19 protein-coding genes are annotated in these 21,848 nt (G+C 69.4%); 6 read left to right on the top strand and 13 right to left on the bottom strand.

What is annotated here, in order from left to right:
- Window positions 1-107 precede the first annotated feature (107 nt).
- A complete protein-coding gene (locus J2853_RS38440; protein WP_307566046.1) occupies window positions 108-974 on the bottom strand; it encodes a PaaX family transcriptional regulator in 867 nt (288 codons plus the stop codon).
- A gap of 132 nt (window positions 975-1,106) precedes the next feature.
- On the opposite strand from J2853_RS38440, the gene J2853_RS38435 reads away from it, so the two are divergent.
- Entirely contained in the window at window positions 1,107-2,810 is a 1,704-nt protein-coding gene (locus J2853_RS38435) for a benzoate-CoA ligase family protein (RefSeq protein WP_307566045.1), read from the top strand.
- A 106-nt stretch (window positions 2,811-2,916) separates the two neighbouring features.
- On the opposite strand, the gene J2853_RS38430 is transcribed toward J2853_RS38435, so the two are convergent.
- The 3 genes from J2853_RS38430 to J2853_RS38420 all read right to left on the bottom strand — a co-directional run bounded on the left by J2853_RS38430 (window position 2,917) and on the right by J2853_RS38420 (window position 6,179).
- Window positions 2,917-3,333, bottom strand: a complete 417-nt coding sequence (locus J2853_RS38430) for a hypothetical protein (protein ID WP_307566044.1) — start codon at window positions 3,331-3,333, stop codon at window positions 2,917-2,919.
- A gap of 199 nt (window positions 3,334-3,532) precedes the next feature.
- Entirely contained in the window at window positions 3,533-3,934 is a 402-nt protein-coding gene (locus J2853_RS38425) for a VOC family protein (protein WP_307566042.1), read from the bottom strand.
- 217 nt (window positions 3,935-4,151) lie between these two features.
- The gene (locus J2853_RS38420; protein ID WP_307568957.1) at window positions 4,152-6,179 is read right to left on the bottom strand and encodes a WD40 repeat domain-containing serine/threonine protein kinase; all 2,028 of its coding nucleotides are present in this window, start codon (window positions 6,177-6,179) and stop codon (window positions 4,152-4,154) included.
- 262 nt (window positions 6,180-6,441) lie between these two features.
- Between J2853_RS38420 and J2853_RS38415 the strand changes: the two genes are divergently transcribed.
- The 5 genes from J2853_RS38415 (at window position 6,442) to J2853_RS38395 (ending at window position 13,272) form a co-directional block, all read left to right on the top strand.
- Window positions 6,442-8,376, top strand: a complete 1,935-nt coding sequence (locus tag J2853_RS38415; RefSeq protein WP_307566040.1) for a serine/threonine protein kinase — start codon at window positions 6,442-6,444, stop codon at window positions 8,374-8,376.
- Window positions 8,373-10,385: a serine/threonine-protein kinase gene (locus J2853_RS38410; protein WP_307566038.1), complete on the top strand. Its 2,013-nt coding sequence runs from the start codon at window positions 8,373-8,375 to the stop codon at window positions 10,383-10,385. The genes J2853_RS38415 and J2853_RS38410 overlap by 4 nt, the downstream gene beginning before the upstream one ends.
- A gap of 71 nt (window positions 10,386-10,456) precedes the next feature.
- Window positions 10,457-11,293, top strand: coding sequence for a maleylpyruvate isomerase family mycothiol-dependent enzyme (locus J2853_RS38405; protein ID WP_307566036.1), 837 nt, complete (start codon window positions 10,457-10,459; stop codon window positions 11,291-11,293).
- A 154-nt stretch (window positions 11,294-11,447) separates the two neighbouring features.
- Window positions 11,448-12,476 (top strand): RNA polymerase subunit sigma-70, encoded by a 1,029-nt coding sequence (locus J2853_RS38400; RefSeq protein WP_307566034.1) that lies wholly within the window; start codon window positions 11,448-11,450, stop codon window positions 12,474-12,476.
- Window positions 12,477-12,591: 115 nt separating this feature from the next.
- Window positions 12,592-13,272, top strand: coding sequence for an alpha/beta hydrolase (locus J2853_RS38395; protein ID WP_307566032.1), 681 nt, complete (start codon window positions 12,592-12,594; stop codon window positions 13,270-13,272).
- Between the two features lie 30 nt (window positions 13,273-13,302).
- Here J2853_RS38395 and J2853_RS38390 read toward each other — a convergent pair whose 3' ends face one another.
- The 9 genes from J2853_RS38390 to J2853_RS38350 all read right to left on the bottom strand — a co-directional run bounded on the left by J2853_RS38390 (window position 13,303) and on the right by J2853_RS38350 (window position 21,837).
- On the bottom strand, window positions 13,303-13,677 hold the full coding sequence (locus J2853_RS38390; protein ID WP_307569055.1) for a hypothetical protein: 375 nt from the start codon (window positions 13,675-13,677) through the stop codon (window positions 13,303-13,305).
- Window positions 13,589-14,053, bottom strand: a complete 465-nt coding sequence (locus tag J2853_RS38385) for a transposase family protein (protein ID WP_307566030.1) — start codon at window positions 14,051-14,053, stop codon at window positions 13,589-13,591. The genes J2853_RS38390 and J2853_RS38385 overlap by 89 nt, the downstream gene beginning before the upstream one ends.
- Before the next feature lie 151 nt (window positions 14,054-14,204).
- Window positions 14,205-14,825 carry a DUF6461 domain-containing protein gene (locus tag J2853_RS38380; RefSeq protein ID WP_307566028.1) on the bottom strand — a complete coding sequence of 207 codons (621 nt, stop codon included), beginning with the start codon at window positions 14,823-14,825 and terminating at the stop codon, window positions 14,205-14,207.
- Between the two features lie 81 nt (window positions 14,826-14,906).
- A complete protein-coding gene (locus J2853_RS38375; protein ID WP_307566026.1) occupies window positions 14,907-16,367 on the bottom strand; it encodes a NucA/NucB deoxyribonuclease domain-containing protein in 1,461 nt (486 codons plus the stop codon).
- Window positions 16,368-16,419: 52 nt separating this feature from the next.
- Window positions 16,420-16,623, bottom strand: coding sequence for a hypothetical protein (locus J2853_RS38370; protein ID WP_307566024.1), 204 nt, complete (start codon window positions 16,621-16,623; stop codon window positions 16,420-16,422).
- Window positions 16,620-17,924, bottom strand: a complete 1,305-nt coding sequence (locus J2853_RS38365; protein WP_307566023.1) for an ISAs1 family transposase — start codon at window positions 17,922-17,924, stop codon at window positions 16,620-16,622. The genes J2853_RS38370 and J2853_RS38365 overlap by 4 nt, the downstream gene beginning before the upstream one ends.
- Before the next feature lie 224 nt (window positions 17,925-18,148).
- Window positions 18,149-19,579, bottom strand: coding sequence for a ferredoxin reductase family protein (locus J2853_RS38360; RefSeq protein ID WP_307566022.1), 1,431 nt, complete (start codon window positions 19,577-19,579; stop codon window positions 18,149-18,151).
- Window positions 19,576-20,190: a DUF305 domain-containing protein gene (locus J2853_RS38355; RefSeq protein WP_307566020.1), complete on the bottom strand. Its 615-nt coding sequence runs from the start codon at window positions 20,188-20,190 to the stop codon at window positions 19,576-19,578. Before J2853_RS38355 ends, J2853_RS38360 begins: the two co-directional genes overlap by 4 nt.
- Before the next feature lie 240 nt (window positions 20,191-20,430).
- Window positions 20,431-21,837 (bottom strand): glycosyl hydrolase, encoded by a 1,407-nt coding sequence (locus J2853_RS38350; protein ID WP_307566019.1) that lies wholly within the window; start codon window positions 21,835-21,837, stop codon window positions 20,431-20,433.
- Between the last annotated feature and the right edge of the window lie 11 nt (window positions 21,838-21,848).

Genomic DNA, 21,848 nt, shown 5'->3' with positions numbered 1-21,848 from the left:
CGGTTCCGTGCCCCTACGGGATGTCCTCCGCGTTCGAGGCACTCGCCGTGGTCCGTGCTCGGCCCGGGATGTCCCACGCGTTCGAGCTCCGTACGCGGATCAGGTGGTCACTCCTCGGCCGCGCACAGCGTGTCCCAGTGCCGCTGGGAGTCGTGGTGCCAGGCCTGGTGCAGGTCGTTGAAGACGTTGGCCGCGCGGATGCCGATCCAGTCGGGCGGCAGCAGATCCGACGGCAGTTGCGGATCCAGCGACGGGAAGCGCCGCCAGTCGTGCACCAGGCGGATCTGGGCGAACAGCAGCGGGTCGCCGGGCTCGGGACGGAGCCCGGCGAACTCCTGGATGAAGTCCTCGTAGGCGGCGGCCAGGTCGCCCAGATGCCAGGCCTGCTCCACGAGGGTGCGCTCGGAGCCGATTCCCGAGTAGGGGCCGCTGAAGGAGAACGCGGCCACGTCCAGGCCGAGCCGCTCGACGACCTGCTTGGCCTCGGCCTCGCGCGACACGTGCGGGCTGACCCACATGCCGGGGACGGGACTGCCGAACCCCGCCCAGGTCAACCGCGTGCGCAGCTGGTGGCGCAGCTCTCTCCGGCTCTCCGGCACGGTGGCGATCAGCACGAGCCAGCGGCCGTCCCAGGAGTCGCGGTCGCGGCCGAAGGAGTAGATGCGCTCGGCCCCCTCGGTCAGGAGCTCGCGGCCGTGCGGGGTCAGCGCCCAGCGGACCCTCCGCCCGGACCGCTCGGCGACGATCCACCCGTCGGCGGCCATCCGGGCCAGCGACTGCCGGGTGGACTTCTCCTCCACGCCCAGCCCTCCCAGCACGTGCAGCAGCGTCGAGGTCCAGGCGGGCTCCGCGCGCGGCAGGACGTACTCACCCAGAACGGTGAGCAGCAGCGACCGGGCGCTCCCGGAGCCGGCCTGGTGACGGCGGGAGTAGGACGGTCTGGCCCCCGCCGGTTCGTGCGATGCGCCGGGCATGGACGGCGGGTCTCCCCTCTCGAAAAACCACCGGACGATATTCCAGCACACCAATGCTACAAGTTATTGACGGCACATTATTTCTATGTAGAAGATTTGCCTACGAGGTTCCGTCGACAGATGGGGACGACCATGTCCGGTGCACCCGAGTCGTTCAACGCCAGCGTCTATCTCGTGGATCGCCAGGTCGAGGCCGGCCGTGGCGAGCGGATCGCCGTCACGGGCCCCGCGGGAACACTCACCTACGCCGAGCTCGCCGCACAGGTCGCGGAGTTCGCGTCCGGTCTGGGCGCCGCCGGGGTCAGACCCGAGGAGCGCGTCTTCCTCGTCATGTCCGACCGGCCGGAGACCCTCGTCACCATCCTCGCCGTCATGCGGATGGGCGCGGTGGCCGTGCCGGTGTCCACCATGTACAACGGCGCCGAACTCGACGCCCTCCTGCGCGACGCCCGGGCCCGCGTGGTGGTGGCGACGCCGGAGTTCGAGACGGCCGTCAAAGAGGCGATCGCCCTCGCTCCCGAGGCCGAAACCCTCATCATCACCGGTGACCTGCCGTCCAGGACGGAGGACGGCACCGGCGGGCGCGTCCTGCCGCCGGCGGAGGAGGCCCTCCTCGTGGCCGACGTCCTGCTGACCAAGGCGGAGGACGGCACCGCCCTGCGAGCCCTGTCGGCCGAGACCGAGGACGGCACCGACGTGCGGGCCTGGGCCGACGTCCTGGCCGAGGGCCGCCTGGCCGGTCCGGCGGAGCCGTACGGGACCTGGGCGGACTCGCCCGCGCTGTGGCTGTACACCTCGGGCACGACCGGAACGCCGAAGGCGGCCATGCACCGGCACCGTGGCATCCGGAGCGTCTGCGAGACCTACGGCGGCCAGGTCCTGGGCATCACGGCCGACGACCGGTGTTTCTCCGTGGCCCGGCTGTTCTTCGCCTACGGCATCGGCAACTCGGTGTTCTTCCCCCTGTCCGCGGGGGCGACCACGATCCTGGATCCGGCGCGCGCCACCCCGGCCGGCGTCGCGGCGCGGCTGGCCGAGGACCGGCCGACGCTGTTCTTCGCCGGGCCGACGTTCTTCGCCGCGCTGCTCGCCGCCGACGTGCCCGCCGAGTCCTTCGCCTCCGTACGGCTGGCCGTCTCCGCGGGCGAGGCCCTCCCCGCGGAGATCCACCGCAGGTTCACCGCCCGCCACGGCGTGGACGTCATCGACGGTCTCGGTTCCACCGAGGCCCTGCACATCTTCATCTCCAACCGGCCGGGAGAGGTACGGCCGGGCACCTCGGGCACGGTCGTGCCGGGCTACGAGGCCAGGTTGCTGGACGAGGAGGGCTCCCCGGTCAAGGACGACGAGCCGGGCAACCTGTACGTCCGGGGCGACTCCATCGCCACCGGCTACTGGTGCCGCACCGCGACCACCCGGCAGGTCTTCCAGGGTGAGTGGCTGCGCACCGGCGATACCTACACCCGCTCCGGCGACGGCTTCTACACCTGCCTCGGCCGTTCCAACGACATGATCAAAGCGGGCGGCATCTGGGTGTCGCCGATGGAGGTCGAGGCCCGGCTCCTCCAGCACGAGTCGGTCGCCGAGTGCGCGGTGGTCGCCTACATCGACGGGGACGGCCTGGAGAAACCCGTCGCCTGCGTCGTCCCCGCCGCCGGACGGCGGGTGGACACCGGCGAGCTGATCGCGTTCTGCCGCGCGGGACTGGCCCCCTTCAAACGCCCGCGCGAGGTGCTGGTGCTCGACGAGTTGCCCAAGACGGCCACCGGCAAGATCCAGCGCGTCGTCATCAGGCAGATCACCGCCGACCTGCTGGGGCTCCCCCGGGAAACATAGGCGGCGAGAGTCACGGGGATCCACCGGGCCGGAGAACGTCTCGGTGGCCGGGCCGTTCCCGCCCGCCTTCACGCGCGGACGGAAACGGCCTCACCTGTGAGATTCCTCAGCCGCAGTGAACCTTGCGCACCACGCGCTGGGGAGAGCCGACTCCTCCGAGGACGTCGATGCACTTGTTCCGGGCCGAGACGTACACCGGGCCCGCGTAGTACGAGAACAGGCCGCTGTCGTAGCCGGTCCACCTACCGGCGCCGGAGACGGAGATGCCCACCACCTTGTAGTTCTTCTTGCCGTAGTTGGAGCCGGTGCCCTTGGCGATGGCGCAGTTCTTTCCCGAGCCGGAGTTGTAGTAGACGTTGATGGTGCCGGTCTTCGCACCGCTCGCGGGGATGGGGTAGGAGCCGACGAGGTTGTAGCCGCTTCCACATGGACCGGCCGCGCCGGCCGGGGCCGCACCGCCGACGAGCCAGGTGGAGAACATCATCGTGCCGGCCAGGATTGCGAGTGTGCCGCGAGAGCGCATGCGTTTCCTTCCGCTGATCATTACGTCCTCACGGCGGCTGCGGGCCTCTGTGAGAACGGGGGTTTCTTGATCATAACGGGAGGGGCGATTGGGGCGAAATGGAACATCGATAATCGGTGGATCATGAAGACGGACAGCCCGGCACGCCGTACCGCGCTCGATTCGGGATACGGCGCTCGTTCGCCGGAGACGGCCCGCCTTACTCGGACGACTCCGGTCCGCCGCTGCCGTAGGGGCGGGTGAGGATCTCCAGGAAGTGGCCGTCCGGATCCTCGAAGTAGGCGCCGCGGCCGCCGTCGCGCCGGTTGATCTGTCCTGGGCGGCTGCGGGCCGGATCGGCGTAGTAGGTGAGCTGGGCCTCCTGGATCCGCTGGAAGATCGCGTCGAAGTCCTCCTCGGACACCAGGAACGCGTAGTGCTGCGGGACGATCTCGTCCGGATCGCTGTTCGCGAAGTCCAGGGTGACGCCGTTGGCGGTCACCACGGGAAGGAACGGGCCGAAGGGCGCTCCGACCTCCAGACCCAGGATGGAGGCCGTGAACTCGGCGGAGACCTGCCTGTCACGGGCCCTGACGATGGTGTGGTTCAGTTCGACTGACACGGTGGAATGCCTCCACGGCCATCTCACGGGCACCTCGTGCGCCTCACCCGGACGGTGACAGCATCTGGTGCCGAATCGCGATGGTAAGCAGCGTTAACCGCCGATGTCACGACAGACCCGGCACCGGCCCGGACTCGGTGATTCTCCGCGGTCATATCATTGGTTCCGCTTTAACCCCGGACCCGCTCGGCGCTCATCTTGTCCCCGAACGGCCGGCTCAGCCGGTCGGCCAGAACCTCACCGACTTGTCCTCGCCGCCGGTGGCGAGGATCCCGCCGTCCGGGTTGAGGGCCACCGAGAGGACGTCTTCCGTGTGGCCGGTGAGGACGGCGACGGTCTTGCGACCGGCCACGTCCCATAACCGCGCCGTGTTGTCGCCGCTGCCGGTGGCGAGGAGCTTGCCGTCCGAGCTGAAGGCCACCATGTAGACGGCGTCGTCGTGGCCGGTGAGGGTGGCGACGGTCTTCCGGCCGGCCACGTCCCACAACCGCACCGTGTCGTCCCAGCTGCCGGTGGCGAGGGTCTTGCCGTCGGGGCTGAAGGCCACCGAGTAGACGTTGTCGGTGTGGCCGGTGAGGGTGGCGACGCGTTTGCGTGCGGCCACGTCCCACAACCGCACCGTCTTGTCCTCGCCACTGGTCGCGAGGGTCTTGCCGTCGGGACTGAAGGCCACCGAGAAGACGTTCTCGGTGTGGCCGGTGAGGGTGGCGAGACTTTTGCGGCCGGCCACGTCCCACAACTCCACCGTTTCGTCGGAGTTGGCGGTGGCGAGGGTCGCCCCGTCGGGGCTGAAGGCCAACGAGAAGATCGAGCCGGCGTCGCCGGTGAGGGTGGCGACGCGTTTGCGAGCGGCCACGTCCCACAACCGCACCGTGCCGGCCTCGCGGCCTCCGGTGACGAGGAGGGTCCCGTCGGGGCTGAAGGCCACCGAGTAGACGGCGTCGTCGTGACCGGTGAGGGTGGCGAGGCTTTCGCGGCCGGCCACGTCCCACAACCGGACCGTGTTGTCGTCGCTCCCGGTGGCGAGGAGCCTGCCGTCCGGGCTGAAGGCCACCGACCAGACGTCGGCGGTGTGACGGGTCATGGTGGCGAGCGGCGCGGGAGTGGCGGTGGCGAGCGGCGTGGGGCTGAGAGGGGCACTCGGTGTGGGGCCGGGGGTGCGGGCGGCGCCCCGGGTGGAGTCGGCGTCGCGGGTGAGGACGATCGCGGTCGGCACCCCGACGGCGGTGAGTGCGCCGAGCCCGGCCAGGAGCAGGACCCGGCGCCGGGTCGGTGACCGGTCCACGAGGGCCGGCGTCGCCGCGGCGACGACGGGAGCGGTCATGTGGCCGCGGCCGGGCGCCTCGATCTCGCCGTTCCCAGGTCGCCCGGCCGGGCCGGACGCCCCGGGGCCACCCGGGGGCTGCGGCGGGGGCACCGGATACGACAGGTGGGTGAGGGCCGCGAGGGCCTGGGCGGTCTGAGCACCGGTGAGCCACTCGGCGGGATCCTTGCGCAACAACCCTGCCAGCACCGAGGCCAAGGGCCCCGCATGCACCGGCGGCGCCGGCTCCTGACTCAGCAACGCCGACAAGACCGCCATCACATTCGTCCCCGTGTACGGCGGACGCCCCTCCACCGCGGCGTACAACGTCGCCCCCAGCGACCACAGATCACACGCCGCGCTCACCGGCACCCCGTGCGCCTGCTCCGGCGCCATGAACGCCGGCGTCCCCAGCAACATCCCCGACGCCGTCAACGCCGCGTCCCCCGCCAGGCTGGCGATCCCGAAATCGGTGATCACCACCCGGCCACCGGCCAGCAGCACATTGGCCGGCTTCAGATCACGATGCACGATCCCGGCCGCGTGCGCCTCCCCCAGCGCCTCCACCATCAACGCGCCGATCCGCGCCACCTCACCCGGCGCCAGCCGCCCCCGGCCGGCGATCTCCTGTTGCAACGACCGGCCCCGCACGAACTCCATCACGATCATCGGGACACCCTCACGAGTGATCACGTCATAGACCGTGACGATGCCCGGATGATTCAGCCGGGCCGCCGAGCGCGCCTCACGCATCGCCCGTCTGCCCGACACCTCCCGCTCGGCGGCGTCCATACCGGCCGGGAACACGATCTCCTTGACCGCCACCTCGCGATCCAGCAGTTCGTCGCGACCCCGCCAGACCCGGCCCATACCGCCGCCCCCGACCGGCTCGACCAACCGGTATCGCCCGCCGATGAGTTCGCCACCCGCCTCGCTCACCATAGGCACGATAAACATCGTGGATCACAAAAGGCACACGCCGCTCGCGGTTCCGCCGATTCGCGTGGACGTTCTCCCGAGCGGCCCCCGCGAAACACCTGGTGACCGCGTTCCGCGGGGCTCCGTGATCGGCGCCCGGAGCGCGACCGGCCCCTCTGAAATCCACCTTCTTACACGGATCTTTTCCGCTGGGTTCTCCACTTTGCAGGACTGAATCACCATAATTAGTGATCTCGAATGGACTCCTCTGAGAGGAAGCCTCTCTATGCCGGACATCGATCCCGTGCGGGCGGGCGACCCTGAGCGGGTGAACGAATACGAGGTCACAGGACGGCTGGGCGAGGACGTCTACCTCGCCGACGCCCCCTCGGGAGACCGGGTGGTCGTGCGGCTGCTGCCCGCGGACGTGGATCTCGACCGGTTCCGGGAGGCGATGGAACCACTGCGGGAGATACCCGCCTTCTGCACCGCCCAGGTCCTGGACAGCGGGGTGGACGGCGACAGGCCGTACATCGTCAGCGAGTACATCGACGGCCCGACGCTGGAGGAGACGGTGGCCTCCGGGGGCGTCCTGGAGGCGGCGGCGCTGCACCGGCTGGCCGTCGGGACGATGACCGCGCTGGTCGCCCTCCACCAGGCGGGTACGGTCCACGGCGACCTGCGCCCCGGTAGCGTGCTGCTCGGCCCCGACGGACCGAGGGTGATCGACCTCGGCATGGCGCGGGCACTGGAGGCGACCGCGTCCACCGCGACCCGCAGGGTCGACGTCCCCGCCTACACCTCGCCCGAGAAACTGAGGGGCGCCTCCCCCGAACCCGCCGGAGACCTGTTCTCCTGGGGGGCGACCATGGCCTTCGCCGCCTCCGGCCGCTCCCCCTTCGACGCCGGGTCGATGTCGGGCACGGTCAACCGGATCGTCAACGCCGAACCCGACCTCGACGCGCTGCCCGAGGACCTGCGCGGGCTGATCTCCGTCTGCCTCGCCAAGGATCCCGCGCGGCGTCCGAGCGCGAGCGACGCCCTGCTCCGCCTGGTCGGGGAGCTCCTGACCTCCGACCTGGCGTCCGTCGCCCATCTCTCGCCCGGCGGACCGGTCACCCACCCGTCCCGGCGCCTCCGCCCGCTGCTGCTGGCCGCGGGCGCGATGGCCGTCGCCCTGGTCTCCGGGAGCGCGGTCTACCTCACCGTGCCGAAGGGCACGGCCGCCCTGGCGACACCGGTCTCCCCTCCGGTCACCGCTCAGGGCGCGCTCGCCCCGGCCTTCACCCCGCAGCCCCAGCTCAGCCCGAACGTCACCGAGGCCCCCTGGGAGAAGGTGGAGAAGGCCACCACGGACATCGATCTCGCCGAAACGGACATCACCCTGCACGAGAATCCCGGGGACCCGGTCAAGCTGGGCGCCTACCTGAACGCGAAGGTGCCCTTCGGCTCGTTCGCCAGGGAGAAGGGCACGGACGCCTTCAAGCAGGTGGACAGCACCCTGCAGGCGATCCTGTCGCCCCAGGGCGACAGGGTGGCCCTGAACCCGTTCGCGAAGTTCACCGACTCGGACGTCGACCATCTGAAGATCCACGAACTGGCGACCGGTACGGCGTTCACCGTGCCGACCGTCAAGCGGCCGTTGCAGGGCACCTCCCCCGTGTGGTCCAAGGACGGCTCCAAGGTCCTGCTGTCGGCGGCGCAGCCCGACAAGGAGCAGATCGAGGGGTTCGTGGTGGTGGACGTGGCGGCGCGCAGGGCCACCTACGTGCGCGCCGAATCCATCGGCGACCACACGATGCCCTTCACGTTCGCGCCGGACGGCTCCGTCGCGCGGGGGTTCTACGACGGCACGCGCTACGGGGTCGACTTCTACGGCCCGGACGGGCAGATCTTCCGGACGATGCACTGGGTCGGTCAGCCGCCGCTCAACACCGGCTGGTTCTCGCCCTCGGGCGCGCTCTTCATCACGACATGTCCCAAGAGAGACGCCCTGTGCGCGTGGGACACGACGACCGGAAACCGGCGTCACACCATCCCCGTCGGTGACAAAGACCTGTTCATGGGCTGGTTCAACAACCAGCACCTGCTCGTTCAGAGGCCCAAGGGAAAGGGCGCCCGGATCGAGGTGATCGACTTCTTCGGCGCGTCCGTCCGGGTGCTCGCCGACCTCAAGAAAGGCACCACCGCCTTCCTGAGCTTCACCGCGGCGGCTCGATGATCGGAGTCACCCCGCCGGCTCCGGGCGATCCCGCTCGGATCGGGCCGTACAGGATCCTCGGCATGCTCGGCCGCGGCGGGCAGGGAACGGTCTACCTGGCCGAGTCCCCGCCCGGGAAGCGGGTCGCGCTGAAGGTGCTCGACCAGGGCCGTGCCGGGGACCAGACCCTGGCGGGATTCAACCGGGAGATCGAGCTGGCCCGCCGGGTGAAGGCCTTCTGCACCGCGCAGGTGCTGGAGCACGGTGAGATCGACGGCAGGCCGTACATCGTCAGCGAGTACGTCGACGGGCCCAGCCTCGCCAAGGCCATCGACGAGCGCGGCCCGCTGCACGGCGCCGAGCTGCGCAGGCTGGCGATCGGGACCCTCACCGCGCTGGCCGCCATCCACCAGGCGGGCGTCGTGCACCGCGACTTCAAGCCCGCCAACGTGCTGCTCGCCCGCGAAGGCCCCCGGGTGATCGACTTCGGCATCTCCCGGGCGCTGGACGCCGTGGCGACGGTCTCCGACGACCTCGCCGGCACCCCGCCGTACATGGCGCCCGAGCAGTTCGACCGGCAGGAGGCAGGGCCGGCGGCCGACCTGTTCGCGTGGGCGTCGACGGTGGTGTGCGCGGCGACGGGGCAACCGCCCTTCGGGAACGGCGCGTTGCCGGTGGTGATCCACCGGATCATGAACACCGAGCCCCGGCTCGGTGAGCTGGACGACGAGCTGCGCGAGCTGGTCGGCGAGTGCCTGTCCAAGGATCCACGGGCGCGGCCGACGGCCACGGCGGCGCTGCTGCGGCTGCTGGGCCACCCGGTGGCGCCGCAGCGGCTGCTGGACGAGGGCCGCGAGCAGGCCGTCACCCCGCCTCCGGCGAGGCGGAACCCGGGACGCCTGACGATCGCCGGTCTCACCGCGCTGGCGCTCGCGCTGGCCTCCGGTCTTGCGATCTACGTGACGAGGGGCGCCGAGCGTGACGCGGTGCCCGCGGGGCGCGTGGCGACGACGGGCGTCCCCACGACGGCGGGTGGCTCCTCGACGACGGGCGTCCCCACGACGGCGGGCGGTCCCTCGACGACGGGCGACCCCTCGACCGGGAGCGGCCCGGAGCTCGCGGCGCTCGGGCCGATGGCCGCCACCTCGACGACCGATCTGCGGATCCCCGGCACGAGGATCACCCTGCGGGAGAACCCCTCGGACCCGGAGTGGGTGACGAGCTACGAGGACCGGCGGGACGAGAGCGACGGCAGCCCCACCTACCTGCGACGGAGCGGCTCCGCGGAGTTCCGGTTCGTGGGAGGGATCATGACCGTCGTCACGGCCCCGGGAGGAGAGCGAGCCGTCGTCAACCCGAACAACAAGTTCCTCGTCGGGGAGTTCGACCTGATCCGGGTGGTGGACCCGGCGGGAGGGGCGGAGGTCCAGATCAGAACCGTCGACGCCCCGCTGAACACCTTCGACCCCCACTGGGACAGGAACGGGACGAGGATCCTGCTGACCGTCTACGAGGGCCTGCGGGAGGAACAGCGCAGCAAGGGCTTCGTGATCGTGGACGTGGCCTCGCGTACGGCGCGCGTCTCCCCGGTGCCGGACGAGGGCCCGCCCTCCCCGTACGCCTGGGGCCCGGACCCGGACTCGGTCATGCACGCCGGGCTCGACGGATCGGTCCGCTTCCACCGTCTGGACGGCTCGGTGCTGCGGACGGTTCCCGGGGTGGGCGAGATGACGGCGAACGACGCCCGATCCACCCCGCTGGGAACGGTCTTCACGACCTTCTGCCCGGACAGGACCCGCGACGTGTGCCTGTGGGACGCCTCCACGGCGGCGCGCAAGGCGACCGTCCCGATCCGTGAGGGAATGAGGTTCGGCGGCTTGGTGGGCGACCGGCACCTCCTCGCCACCGTGACCGAGGGCAAGACCATGAAAGTCGTCCTGCTGGACCTGCGCGGCGAGGTCGTGCGCGTCCTCGCCGACGGTCCCGCCGCGGAGTTCGAGAAGGTCGTCCTCCGGTACTCCCCCAAATGATCGGCGTGACCGCGTGTTCCACGTGAAACCCGATGGCGCCGCGCCGTTCGAGAGCGATTTAATGTCACCGCATGACGCCTTTCGGACCTGTGATCGACACCCGGCCCCTGTTCCCCCGCGAGCGACGCGCCCTGCTCGACCTGCTCGGATCGCTGGACGAGAAGGACTGGGCGAGACCGACGGTCTGTCCGGGCTGGGACGTCCGCGACATCGTGGGGCACGTCCTCAACGACTACCTGCGCCGGCTCTCGGGAAGCCGCGACGGGCATGACGGAGCCGTCTTCGCCGACGGCGAGACGCTGCCCGCCTACCTGACCCGCGTCAACGACGAGTTCGTCCGGGTGATCCGCCAGTGCAGCCCCCGGGTGATGATCGATCTGCTGGCCCACCTCGGGCCCCAGCTCGACGCCATGTGGTCGACGAGAAACCTGACCGCTCCCGCCGGCATCGACGTGTCCTGGGCCTCCACCGATCTCGAAAGTCCGGCCTGGCTCGACATCGCCCGCGAGTACACCGAGTTCTGGGTTCACCAGCGGCAGATCCGCGACGCCGTGTCCCGCCCGGGGGCCGACGATCCGGAGCTGCTCGGCCCCGTGATCGACACCTTCCTGCGCGCGCTGCCCCACACCCTGCGCGCGGAGATCCGCCCCGAGGGCACGATCGTGCGATTCGAGGTCACCGGCCCCGCGGGCGGTGTCTGGCTCGCCGAGCGGACGCCCGGCCGATGGCACCTGATCGGCGGTCACGAAGAGAGGGACCCCGCGGCGCACGTCACGATGGACCAGGACACTCTCTGGCGTCTCGCCACCCGGGGGATCACCCCGCAGGAGGCCCGGCGGCGTTCGGAGACCCGAGGCGACCTCGACCTGACCCAGGCCGCGACCGCGCTCCTCTCGATCGTCCGGTAGCGGCCCGCGCCCGGTGACGGCCCGCATCCGGTGACGGCCCGCGCCCATGACCTGTCGCCCTGGACCGCCGCCCGGGTTCGGGGCGACACTTTTCTCACCGCTCGGCCGTCTTATCGGAGCGGACGGGTCGGAGAAGCAGCCGGGGGGCGGATCGTTGGGCGAGGCGGGAACCGGGGACGAGGCGCTCGTCGCCGCCGCCCGGGCGGGCGACGAACCGGCGTTCACCGAGCTCGCCGAACGCCACCGGCGAGAACTGCGGGTGCACTGCTACCGGATGCTCGGCTCGTTCGAGGAGTCGGAGGACCTGGTGCAGGAGACGTTCCTGCGGGCGTGGCGCGGGCGCGAGACCTTCCAGGGCCGCTCCACCTTCCGGGCGTGGCTCTACAAGATCGCGACGAACGCGTGCCTCGACTTCCTCGACCGGCGCCCACGCCATCCCCAACCGCGTGAGGCAGGTGATTCGCACGGGGCGTCGCCGCCGGCCGAGATCGGGTGGCTGCAGCCGTACCCGGACCGGCTGCTGGAGCCGGTCGCGCCCGGCGACGCCGAGCCGGACGCCGCCGTGGTGGGCAGGGAGACCATCGAGCTGGCGTTCCTCGCCGCCCTCCAGCACCTGCCTCCCGGGCAACGAGCGGCGCTGGTCCTGCGGGACGTGCTCGGCTGGCCGGCCAAGGAGACCGCCGACCTGCTGGAGACGAGCGTCGACTCGGTCAAGAGCGCCCTGCGACGGGCGCGCTCGACCCTGAGGACACACCTTCCGGAACGCCGGCTGGAGTGGACGCCGTCGACGGCTCCGACCGCGCGGGAGCGGGAGCTGGTGCGGCGCCTGATGGACGCCCACGAGCGAGCCGACGCGTCCGCCCTCGCGGAGCTGCTGAGCGAGGACGTACGGATGACGATGCCTCCGCTGCCGTTCTGGTTCTCCGGTCGCGAGGCGGTCGCGGCCTTCGCCGCACAGGCCTTCGGCCCCGACTCACCGCTGCATCGAGGACGGTGGCGGAGCGTGCCCGTACGGGCGAACCGGCAGCCGGCGATGGCGGGGTACGTCCGGCTGCCGGGAGACTCCGCCTATCGGGCCCAGGTGCTCAACGTGCTGCGGATCGAGGACGGGAGCATCGTTGAGATCACGGTCTTCGAGCCACGGCTGTTTCCCGCGTTCGAACTGCCGCCGACGCTGTCCTGACCGGCGGCCGGTCCGCGCCCGGTCGACGTCCGGGTGGCGACCCCTTTTCTGGCGTCGCGCCGTCTCAACGGTGCACGGCCTCGACAGGCGCGGCCGACGATGAGGAGCACCCCTGATGGCGATCGCCCCGACCACCTACGTGTTGATCCCCGGCGCCGCGTCCGGCTCGTGGTACTGGCATCTGACGGCCGCCGAGCTGCGGGCGCGCGGTCATGACGTGGTCGCGCCCGACCTGCCGTGCGACGACGACTCCGCCGGGCTCTCCGAGTACGCCGACGTGGTGGTCGAGGCCGTCGGCGACCGTACCGGGCTTGTCGTGGTCGCGCAGTCCTTCGGCGGGTTCACCGCACCACTGGTGTGCGAGCGAATACCGGTCGAGCTGCTGGTGCTGCTGACGGGCATGATCCCGTCGCCGGGCGAGCCACCCGGCGCCTGGTGGGCCAACACCGGCTGGGAGCGGGCGAGGCGCGAGCAGGACGAGCGCGACGGCCGGGCACCGGACGACGACATCGCCCTGTTCCTCCACGATGTCCCGCCCGAGCTGGCGGCGGAGGCGATGAGGAGGAGCCGCGATCAGTCCGCCACCCCGTTCGCCGAGCCGTGGCCGCTCGGCGCCTGGCCGTCCGTGCCGACGAGGTTCCTGCTCTGCCGCGACGACCGCTTCTTCCCGGCCGGGTTCATGCGCCGCGTCGTACGGGAACGCCTGGGAATCGTCCCCGACGAGATCGACGGGGGCCACGCCGTCGCCCTCAGCCGCCCTGGAGCACTGGCCGACCGGCTGGAGGCGTACCGCTGACCGTCTCCGCCGAGCAGGGTCGGAGCGTTCTCATGCTGTGAGACCGAGTAGCTGAAGACCGTCGGCGGGATGGCTGCGGTAGTGATCGGTGGCGGCGGCGATGTTGGTCCAGCCGATCAGGCGGGCCAGCAGCGGCGCGAACGCGGGGATTTCATTGCTCTTGGCCGCGATCTGCCGCTGCGCGGCGACGGTCTGGGTGTCGTGGCGGGTGGCGGCCAGCAAGCAGAGAGCGCTGGCGGTGCCGGTTCGGCTGCCGCGCAGTATCTTGCCGTCCACTGCCAGGCCGACCAGTGGCGCCTGGCGCGCGCGTTGGTTGTCATCGGCGTGGAGCGGGGAGCAGGCGGCGAGAGCGGCCAGATAGCCGCAGGTCGCGGCGTCGAAGGCGTCGCCGTCCAGGCGGGACAACAGGCGTCCGAGGGTAGTGGCGTCCGAGGGTAGTGGCGGCCAGGCGGACGGTGCCGATCGGCCCGGCCCTGGCTAGGAGGGCGGGGTCGTATCCGCCGATGCATCGGGTGATCGCTGCCAGAGAGGTGGCCCCACCCAAGACCGCGATCAGGGATAACACCAGTAGCGAGCCCAGGCGATAGCGGCATCCCCGGCGGCTGCGCGGATCAGGCAGCGCATCCAGGACCTCGGCCAGCGCGGGCAGGTCGTCGGGACTGGTGATGAGGTCGGTGAAGGTGGCGTGCTCCCGGTGGTGGGTGAGCACATCGACAGGGGATGATGGCACGCGAACGCGACCCCTGTTCTTGATCGGCTGGCTTCGACAACCGTCGATCATCAGGGGTCGCGTTTGTCATCTCTCCATCGGGGTGTCCTCACCTGTCCACCCGGCCCAGGGGCGTGACCATCTCACCAACCGAGAACGCATCAGCCTTGGCTCCCCCTCAAGATCGAAGAACCCGTAAAGGTGCCGAGAGACCAGGATCTTCTTACTCATTCACGGTCGCTGGGAGAACGTAACAGGCATAAACAGCGTCCAGCCATTCTTTGTTGATTTTCTGTCCAGTGATCCGCTCTACGAGAATCAACGCCGAGGTGAAGCTCTCTCGCAAGTCGGTGACCCCGTCCTCGACGTCGTCATCAATGATGTCGAAGCGCAGACCTTCCATATGTGAATCCAGGGCGTTGGGGTCGCCTCCGTACCGGTCTTCGGTGTAGGTGATGTCGAGAACAGTAGTGATCTCGCCGTTTGCCGCATACCTGAGGACGGTTTCTCCATGGACACTCCATTCGATACTCAGGGCCCGCCCGTTGTTTTTCGACAGGCCGACCACCGAGTCGATGCCAACGCAGCGATAATCTCCCAGCAGGAACGTCCATGTTTCGGCCGCCCCCACGAGAATGTTGCTGTCCTCGCGTCCGCTTCCGTCCGATCCGGATCCCCAGCCTACGATTTTGCATGGCGTCACCGTATCGATATCGGCGCCCATGACACGAGCGACGTTCTCAACACTGACACCTTCACACCACGTCACATAAAAATCGGCAAGGGAGCCATGGCCTCCTTCGTGAGCAGAAACAAGATCGTAGAGACTGTAAGGTGTGGTCATATCTCCTCGTTCGCCGAGGGTGTCGCCGTCCTGTCGGTTCGACAGGACGGCGACACCCTCATGTTATGGCGAGCTTATTATCTATGGATTTTGGGGCGGTGGCCCGGTGACGCTGACCCAGTACTTGTCCCCATCGAGACGGGTTGTGCCGTCGGGGACAAGAACGCGGTAACGGGAGTAGAAGATTTGCAGCTTCCGCCCGTCATTGGTGTTTTCTATGCCAACTATTTTTTTGACCGAGAAGTTGCCGTCTCCCCACCCAGGCCCCTGTTTGGCGGTATTGAATGGGTACTCGTCGCAATGACCGGCGGTCTTCAGCGGCCTGCACGCTTTCTTCCTCGCACTCAGCTGAACCGCACCCCATGTTCTTCCCTTGGGGTCCCCCGGGCGCAGCAGACCTTCGTTGACGCGCGTCAATGCAGCCTTGGTGCCAGCCGTTGTCCCATTCCAGTTTCCTGGAATGATCTTCGGTATGGGAGCCTTCGAGGGAACGGTGGAATCCGGCTGGTTGAACGCCTTCCAAAGGTGCTGGGCGACGGCACCTCTATCGGGGTCGTCCGTCTTTATCCTGTAGATACGGCTGACTTCCGGGAAAGTGCACGCACCTGTGTATCTGATCTGCTTATCGTCGGGAACGTTGTTGAGCATCCCTCCCATCACCTCGTCCTCGCAGCGGACAGTGGGCGGGTTCCAGCTGCCGTTTTGCTCCTCCTTCGGCCTGTCCCACAAAGGAACGGCCTCGTTCGTGTCCATGAAATTGGCGTTGATGAACACCAGCCACGGGAAGACGCTGCACCGACGCACATCATCGCTGGAAGACGTGGATCTGAATCGGTAGTACCGAGTGCGTGTTCCCCACTCGTCGACCCTCCCTGCCCAATCTCCGTCGACCGTTTTAGCGCAGGTCGAATTAGGCCCACTTGATGCGGCGGTCATCTCCAGCGACATTTCCTGCTGGCCTGCGGCTATGTGATCCGGAGTGATGTTGTCCAGGCTGACCCATACCGAGATGTCCTCGGGCTTCAGTGGGCCTGTCGCTCCATCGCTTCCTGGATCGCGGATCGACTCTCCGTCAGGCATGCCCAGGTAGGTGTTGACGACCACCGTCGACCGCCATATCAGGTCCGTCTGCTCTTCGACGGTACCGTCCGGCCTCTTCTTCGTCTTTCTCTTCTTTCCTCCGAAGATGTCCTCCGGGTCCGGGACCCAAATACTCATTCCATACCATCTGACGGTGCAGCCGCTGTAGACGGAAGCGGCGGTCCAGACGCCCTTCTTGTATTGCTTCGGTCCTTTCGCCTTACACGTGTCGAGTGTGAAATGTTGGTACTTGAACGGTGGGTCGGGCACGGCACTCTGCTGGCTGGACCGTACGGTTTTCCCGGGAGAGGACTCGGACGGCTCGTCACGCTCGCCTTCGCCACCCCTCTCCGACTCCCGCGGTGAGGCGGCGACCGTGGTCGTGCTGCCGCGAAGCGCGCCGACCTCGTCGGCTGACAACGCCTTTTGATACACCCGAACGTCGTCGATGTCTCCGCGCATGACGGTACCCAACGTCATACTGAGCCGATCGTAAGTTTTGGGACTATCCGTGTTATGGGCTGATGTAGGCCAGATGCGGATCGGCGAAGAAGGCCCGGACAATGTCGGGACGCTTTTGCAGCCGGCGCATGCTGCGGTGCATAGCCGCGGCCAGCTCATGCTCATCGGCGACCGCCTGGCGCGCCACCCGGGCCTTGACGTTTTGGCAGGGCCCCGGCGTATCGAGGATTTGATGCGTTGAGGGTTGGTTGTTCATAGGGAGAACAGGGTCAAGAGGCGGTGTGGGGCGTAGCCGTAGTGGCGGCGGGCGTGTGCGATATTGCTGTGGCCTTGTTGCCGGAATGCGCCGATGACCAGGTTGCGGATCGCGGCCATGACGTGCGGGAGCTGTCCGGTGCGGACCTGGCCGGCGTCTTCGCCAAAGGTGACATCACGGACGTAATGCTCGCGATTTTCTACGCCCCAATGCGATCGGACGTAATGATTGAGGTGCTCGGGTCCGGCCAGGTCGGCGGGCAGGCTGGTGAGCCCGAACACGACCTCCTTGCTGATACGGACCCCATCCAGGCCACCGCGATAACGCAGGATCCGAAAGAGTTGGGCGGCGCCGGGGAAGCCGACATCGACAGCGACAGCGGGCGCGGTCCGGATCGTGCGGGTCTCGGTCCGGCCATGGCCGCGATCGGTCATCGTGTGAGTACGCGTGGCGAAATCGGTGTCGGTCCCGCTCAGTGCCCTGATCGCCGCGGCCAGCAGGGCGGGCTGATTGTCCTTGAGAAGCAAGACGTAGTGGGCGCGGTGGTCGCCGGTCAGATGCCGGGCGCTTTCGCGGACGGTGTGCAGTGCGTCGCCGGTCAAGACCATCCCGGCCAGGTCGAGTCCGGTCAGCAGCGGCGCCAGTTCAGGCACTTCGGTGCTCTTGGCCCCGATCTGCCGCTGCGCCACGACGGTGCCGCCGGTGGTGTCGAACAGCGATAGCAGGCGGACCTGCCCCCCGCCGGGCAGCCGCGCACCGCGCAGTACCTTGCCATCGAACGCCGCTGACGGCAACAGCCCCTCGGGCATGAGCTGTCGCCGTTGCCGCCGGGCGGCACGGCGGGCCTCGCGCTCGCGCGGCATTGGTGAGCCGGGCGGGTCGCCGGCAGGTTGTCCTTCCCGATCATCGGGCGATTCGGCCAGGTAGGCGGCGGCGTGCCGGTCCACCTCGTTGCCGTCGACGTCGGCCAGGACCCGACGCAGGGTCCGTTCGCTGGGCGGCAGACACCGGCCGGTGAGCGGATCACGCCAGCAGCCCAAGGCGGCGAGCACGTCCTGGGGTGCCTCATGGGCCCAGTGACTGATCGCGGTGATCGAGTTACCGCCGACCGTGGCCGAGCCGAAGGCCATCACCCCCAAGATCGCCTCCAGAGTGTGCCGGACCTTGCTCGCGCACCGGTTGTCCTCGATCGAGGAGAATCTGGCCAGAAGTCCAGGCCGATGCCTGACCCGCGATCGCGTGTCCTTGGCAATCTCGCCCTCTCCGGGCGTATGGATCAGTGATGATGGGGCGACGGGCACGGTTTCCTCCGAGGATCGCACGGCGTAAGACACCGCTGATCTTCAGGGACCGTGCCCTTCCTCATGCGCGAACTGAGCCAGCCATTACCCAGCCCGTACCGCCGTTCCTGGCCCGCGCCTCACGCCCGGCTATGCCAAAGAAATCAAACCCGGACGAATTCTCGATGTGCCGGGGCCCTGGCCTGCCGATGCGACCGCATGACCCCGCAGCCGCGTGAGGCGTCTCAGAAGTCGAAGGACTCCACGTGGATGCGGCGGTTGGGGACGCCCGCGCGGCGCAGGGCGTGACGGGCCGCGGTCGTCATGCCGGTGGGGCCGCACAGGTAGACGTCGTGTACGGCCAGCCCGGGAATCAGCGTCCGCAGGGCGCGTCCGGTCAGGGGCACGCTCCGCCCGCCTGACGATCCGGACAGCTCGTCGACGGTGTAATGGATCTTGGCGTTCCGCATGACGGCGATGTCGTCCAGCTCGCCGCGCAGGATCAGCTCCTCGTCGCGGCGTGCCATGTAGACCAGGGTCACCTGACCGGGAAGCGTCTCGAAGAGAGCGCGCAGCGGGGTGATGCCCACGCCGCCGCCGACCAGCAGCGCCTGGGGCCTGCGGCTGCGCGCGGCGGTGAGGGCTCCGTAGGGACCCTCGGCCCATACGCGGGTGCCGGGCCGCAGCCGGGCCAGCGCCCGGCTGTGATCGCCGACCCCCTTGACGGTGATCCGCAGAAAACGCGAGGTGGCGGGAGCCGACAGCGAGTAGGGATTGGCCGTCCACCACATGCCGGGGGCCAGGAACCGCCAGCGGAAGAACTGGCCGGGTTCGGCGCCCAGCTCGTCGAGGTGGTCACCGGTCAGGTAGACCGACACCACGGCGGGCGACTCCCGGCGGATCTCGGCGACCCGCAGCCGATGGCGCAGGGCGCGGCGAAGAGGGGTGAGGAAGCGGTACCAGATCAGCAGGGCGGGAACGGACACGTACAGCGCCTGCCAGAGCGCGCTCATGACGAGACTGTCGACGAAGTCAGGCCCGGTGAGCTGGTGGGCGAACGCGAGGAAGACCGCGCCGTAGGTGACGAAGTGCAGGTAGTGCCAGGTCTCGTAGCGCATCCGGCGCCGTACCTGGCGCACCGAGACGATCGCGACGCCGACCAGCAGCAGGAGGCCGACGGTCGCCTCCAGGATCGCGGGCCCGTCCAGGATCAGCCCCACCGTCGCCTCCAGCGCGCCGGTGCCGGAGCGCGCGACGTGGGCCGCCGTGGCGAACAGCATGTGCGTCACCGACAGGACGATGGTGAAGCGGCCGACCGTCGCGTGCCAGCGGGCCAGCCGGTCGGTTCCGACCCCGCGGTCCAGCGCCGGGATCCGGGACACCAGCCCGAGCAGGACGGCACAGGCGTAGCCCGCGAGCAGCCCGGTGAGCCTGCCCACCCAGGCCAGCCACCCGGCGAGCCCGGAGACGGAGGTCACGTCGGCCCAGCACGTCGCGGTCGCCACGGCGGCTCCGGCGTAGAGCAGGACGAGGACCAGGTCCGGGTTCGCCCGCCGGACGGACGGGCGCTCGGGGGCTCCGCGCCTCGGACGGGTTCGCGTAGGGGTGCGGGTGCGCGTACGGGTGCGGGCGCGCGTGCGCGGACGCGTGCCGGAAGAGGGCGCGGCGCCGCTCACGATCCCAGCTGGGCGAGCTGGGCGGCGTGGGCCTTCTCCATCGTCGCGGCGAAGGCCTTGGTCTCCTGGTCGGTGCCCGATCTCTGTTCGCCTTGCGCCACCAGGACGGACTGCGTGAGGTATTCCCGCGCGTCCTTCCTGAAGAGCCGGTCGAACGCGGCGCCCTCGGCCTGGTTCAGGAGTGCGAAGTCGGAGGGAATCACCATGCCGGGTATGTCGTGCCCCTCGTGTTCGTTGCTCTCCGGAATGCCGGATCGCCGCAGCAGGTCGCGCAGCCGCTGGAGTGTCGTACGGCGGTCGGCGACGAGATCCGCGGCGAATCGCGTGAGCTGCGGATCCGAGGTTTTCGCCGGCGCCAGTTCCAGGAGGCGCTGAGCCTGTTCGGTCATCGGGATCATCAACTGCAGCCACGCGATGTCGGTGGCGTTGAAGGAGCTCGGTGCGGTGCCGGCCGGTGCGGTGCCCGCCGGCGCGGAGACGGTGACCCGCCCTCCCGGCGAGGACAGGTGACTTCCCGCCGAATGCTCCGCGGGCCCGGCGGCGACGCATCGCGCGACCAGCAACCCGGTGAGCACCACGAGCAGGGGTACGCCGATGGTGGCCGCCCTCATGTCTCTCCTCTCGCCGGGGTCGTTCCGGAGGGTGAAGACGAGGCCCGTGAGTGCCGGGCCTCGCCTTGGGTGAAACGGTGGTGCGGCGCCGCCGGGAGCGGCCCCCGGTGTCTCGGGGGTGTCACCTCGGCGGCTGCCGGCGGCGCTCTCAGGGTGGTGTCACCTCAGCGAGTGCCGCCGGCGCTCTCAGGGGGTGTCGCCTCAGGGCTTTCCGCCGGCGCCGCACGTGATCTCCGACGGTCAGCCGGCCGCCTGGAAGGCACGGCCCGCCGGGGTCGCGACCCCGTTGCTGCGGAACAGCCCGCTGTTCGGCTCGGTGTCGGAGGAGGGCAGGCCGAACCACGCGTAGCGCTGCACGTAGGGCAGGGAGGCCAGCATCTTGGTGGAGGCGGTGACGAAGGCGGCCTGCTGCGCGTCGGTGGGGAAGCGGACGCCCTTCGAGAAGTCGATCAGCGCGTACTCGGTGAGCCAGATCGGCTTGTGGTAACGGTCGTACACGGCCTGCAGGTAGGACTTGAGCTGGCCGACCGCGTTCGTGGTGGTGAAGTCGCCGCCGTACCAGTGCAGGGGGATGAAGTCGACGCGGTAGTTCCGCTCGGCCGCACCGGACATGAACCGGTCCAGCCAGCCGCCGGCTCTGTCCCCGCCGTAGGCGACGGCGGGAGCGCCGAGCTTCTGGCCGGTCGCCATCAGCTTCGGCCACAGGGACAGCGCCTTGTCCACGGTCATGTTGGACTGCTCGGCCATGTCCGGCTCGTTGAAGCCGAGCAGGTACGGGCCGGCGCTCTTCGCCTGGGCGAGGTTCGCGTCGGTGACGCTGGCCGCTCCCCAGATCATCGGGACGAACTCAGCCGACTTGGGGGTGGTGATGCCGTTGTGGTTCGTCGCCCAGGTGTAGTACCAGCTCGCTCCGGAGCTGGCGAGCGCCGAGCTGACGCCGTTCATCTGCCACACGCCCACCCCCTTCTTGGAGGAGGACGTCCCGGGAGCCGGAGTGGTCGGCGTGTCGCTGGGCACGGGCTTGGTCGGGGTCGTGCTGGGCGCGGGCTTGGTGGGCGTGCTGCTCGGGCTGGAGCTCGGGGTCGGCTTGGTCGGGGTCACACTCGGCTGGGGGTTGGCCAAGCCGTTGCCGAAGACCTGGAACTCCCACAGCGAGACGCCGTACTGGCCGGAGCGCTTGGTGGCGTAGAGCCGCACGTAACGGCCGGTGGCCGACACGTTGACGGTCTGCACGCCGCCCTTGCCCGCGGTCGTGGTGTGGATCGTCTTCCACTGGCCGCCGCCGTCGGACGTCTGGATCTGGAACGCGGTGGCGTAGGCGCGCTCCCAGTTCAGCACGATCTTCTTGATCGCGGTGGGCCTGCCCAGGTCGACCTGGAGTGACTGCGGGTCCTTGAAGGCGCTGGACCAGCGGGTGTTGCTCTTGCCGTCGACCGCGGCCGAGGCCGACAGGTCGCCCCGCTCCGCCGAGGAGGCGACGGCCGGACGGCCCTGCGAGAGGGGGATCTCGGCCGCGGCGGCCGGGAGGGCCCCGTTCAGCACGGAGGCGCCCAGGACGGCTGCGAGAACACCGGCGAGCGCGACGCGGCGGACCTGCCTGCCACCTCTGCGACCTGGTGCGATGGTACGCGGAACGGTCTCACTCATGATGGATGAGG

This window comes from Streptosporangium lutulentum, assembly GCF_030811455.1.
Taxonomy (GTDB): domain Bacteria; phylum Actinomycetota; class Actinomycetes; order Streptosporangiales; family Streptosporangiaceae; genus Streptosporangium; species Streptosporangium lutulentum.
Note: the sequence above shows the minus strand (reverse complement) of the source record. Positions and strands in the feature narration are given on the sequence as shown.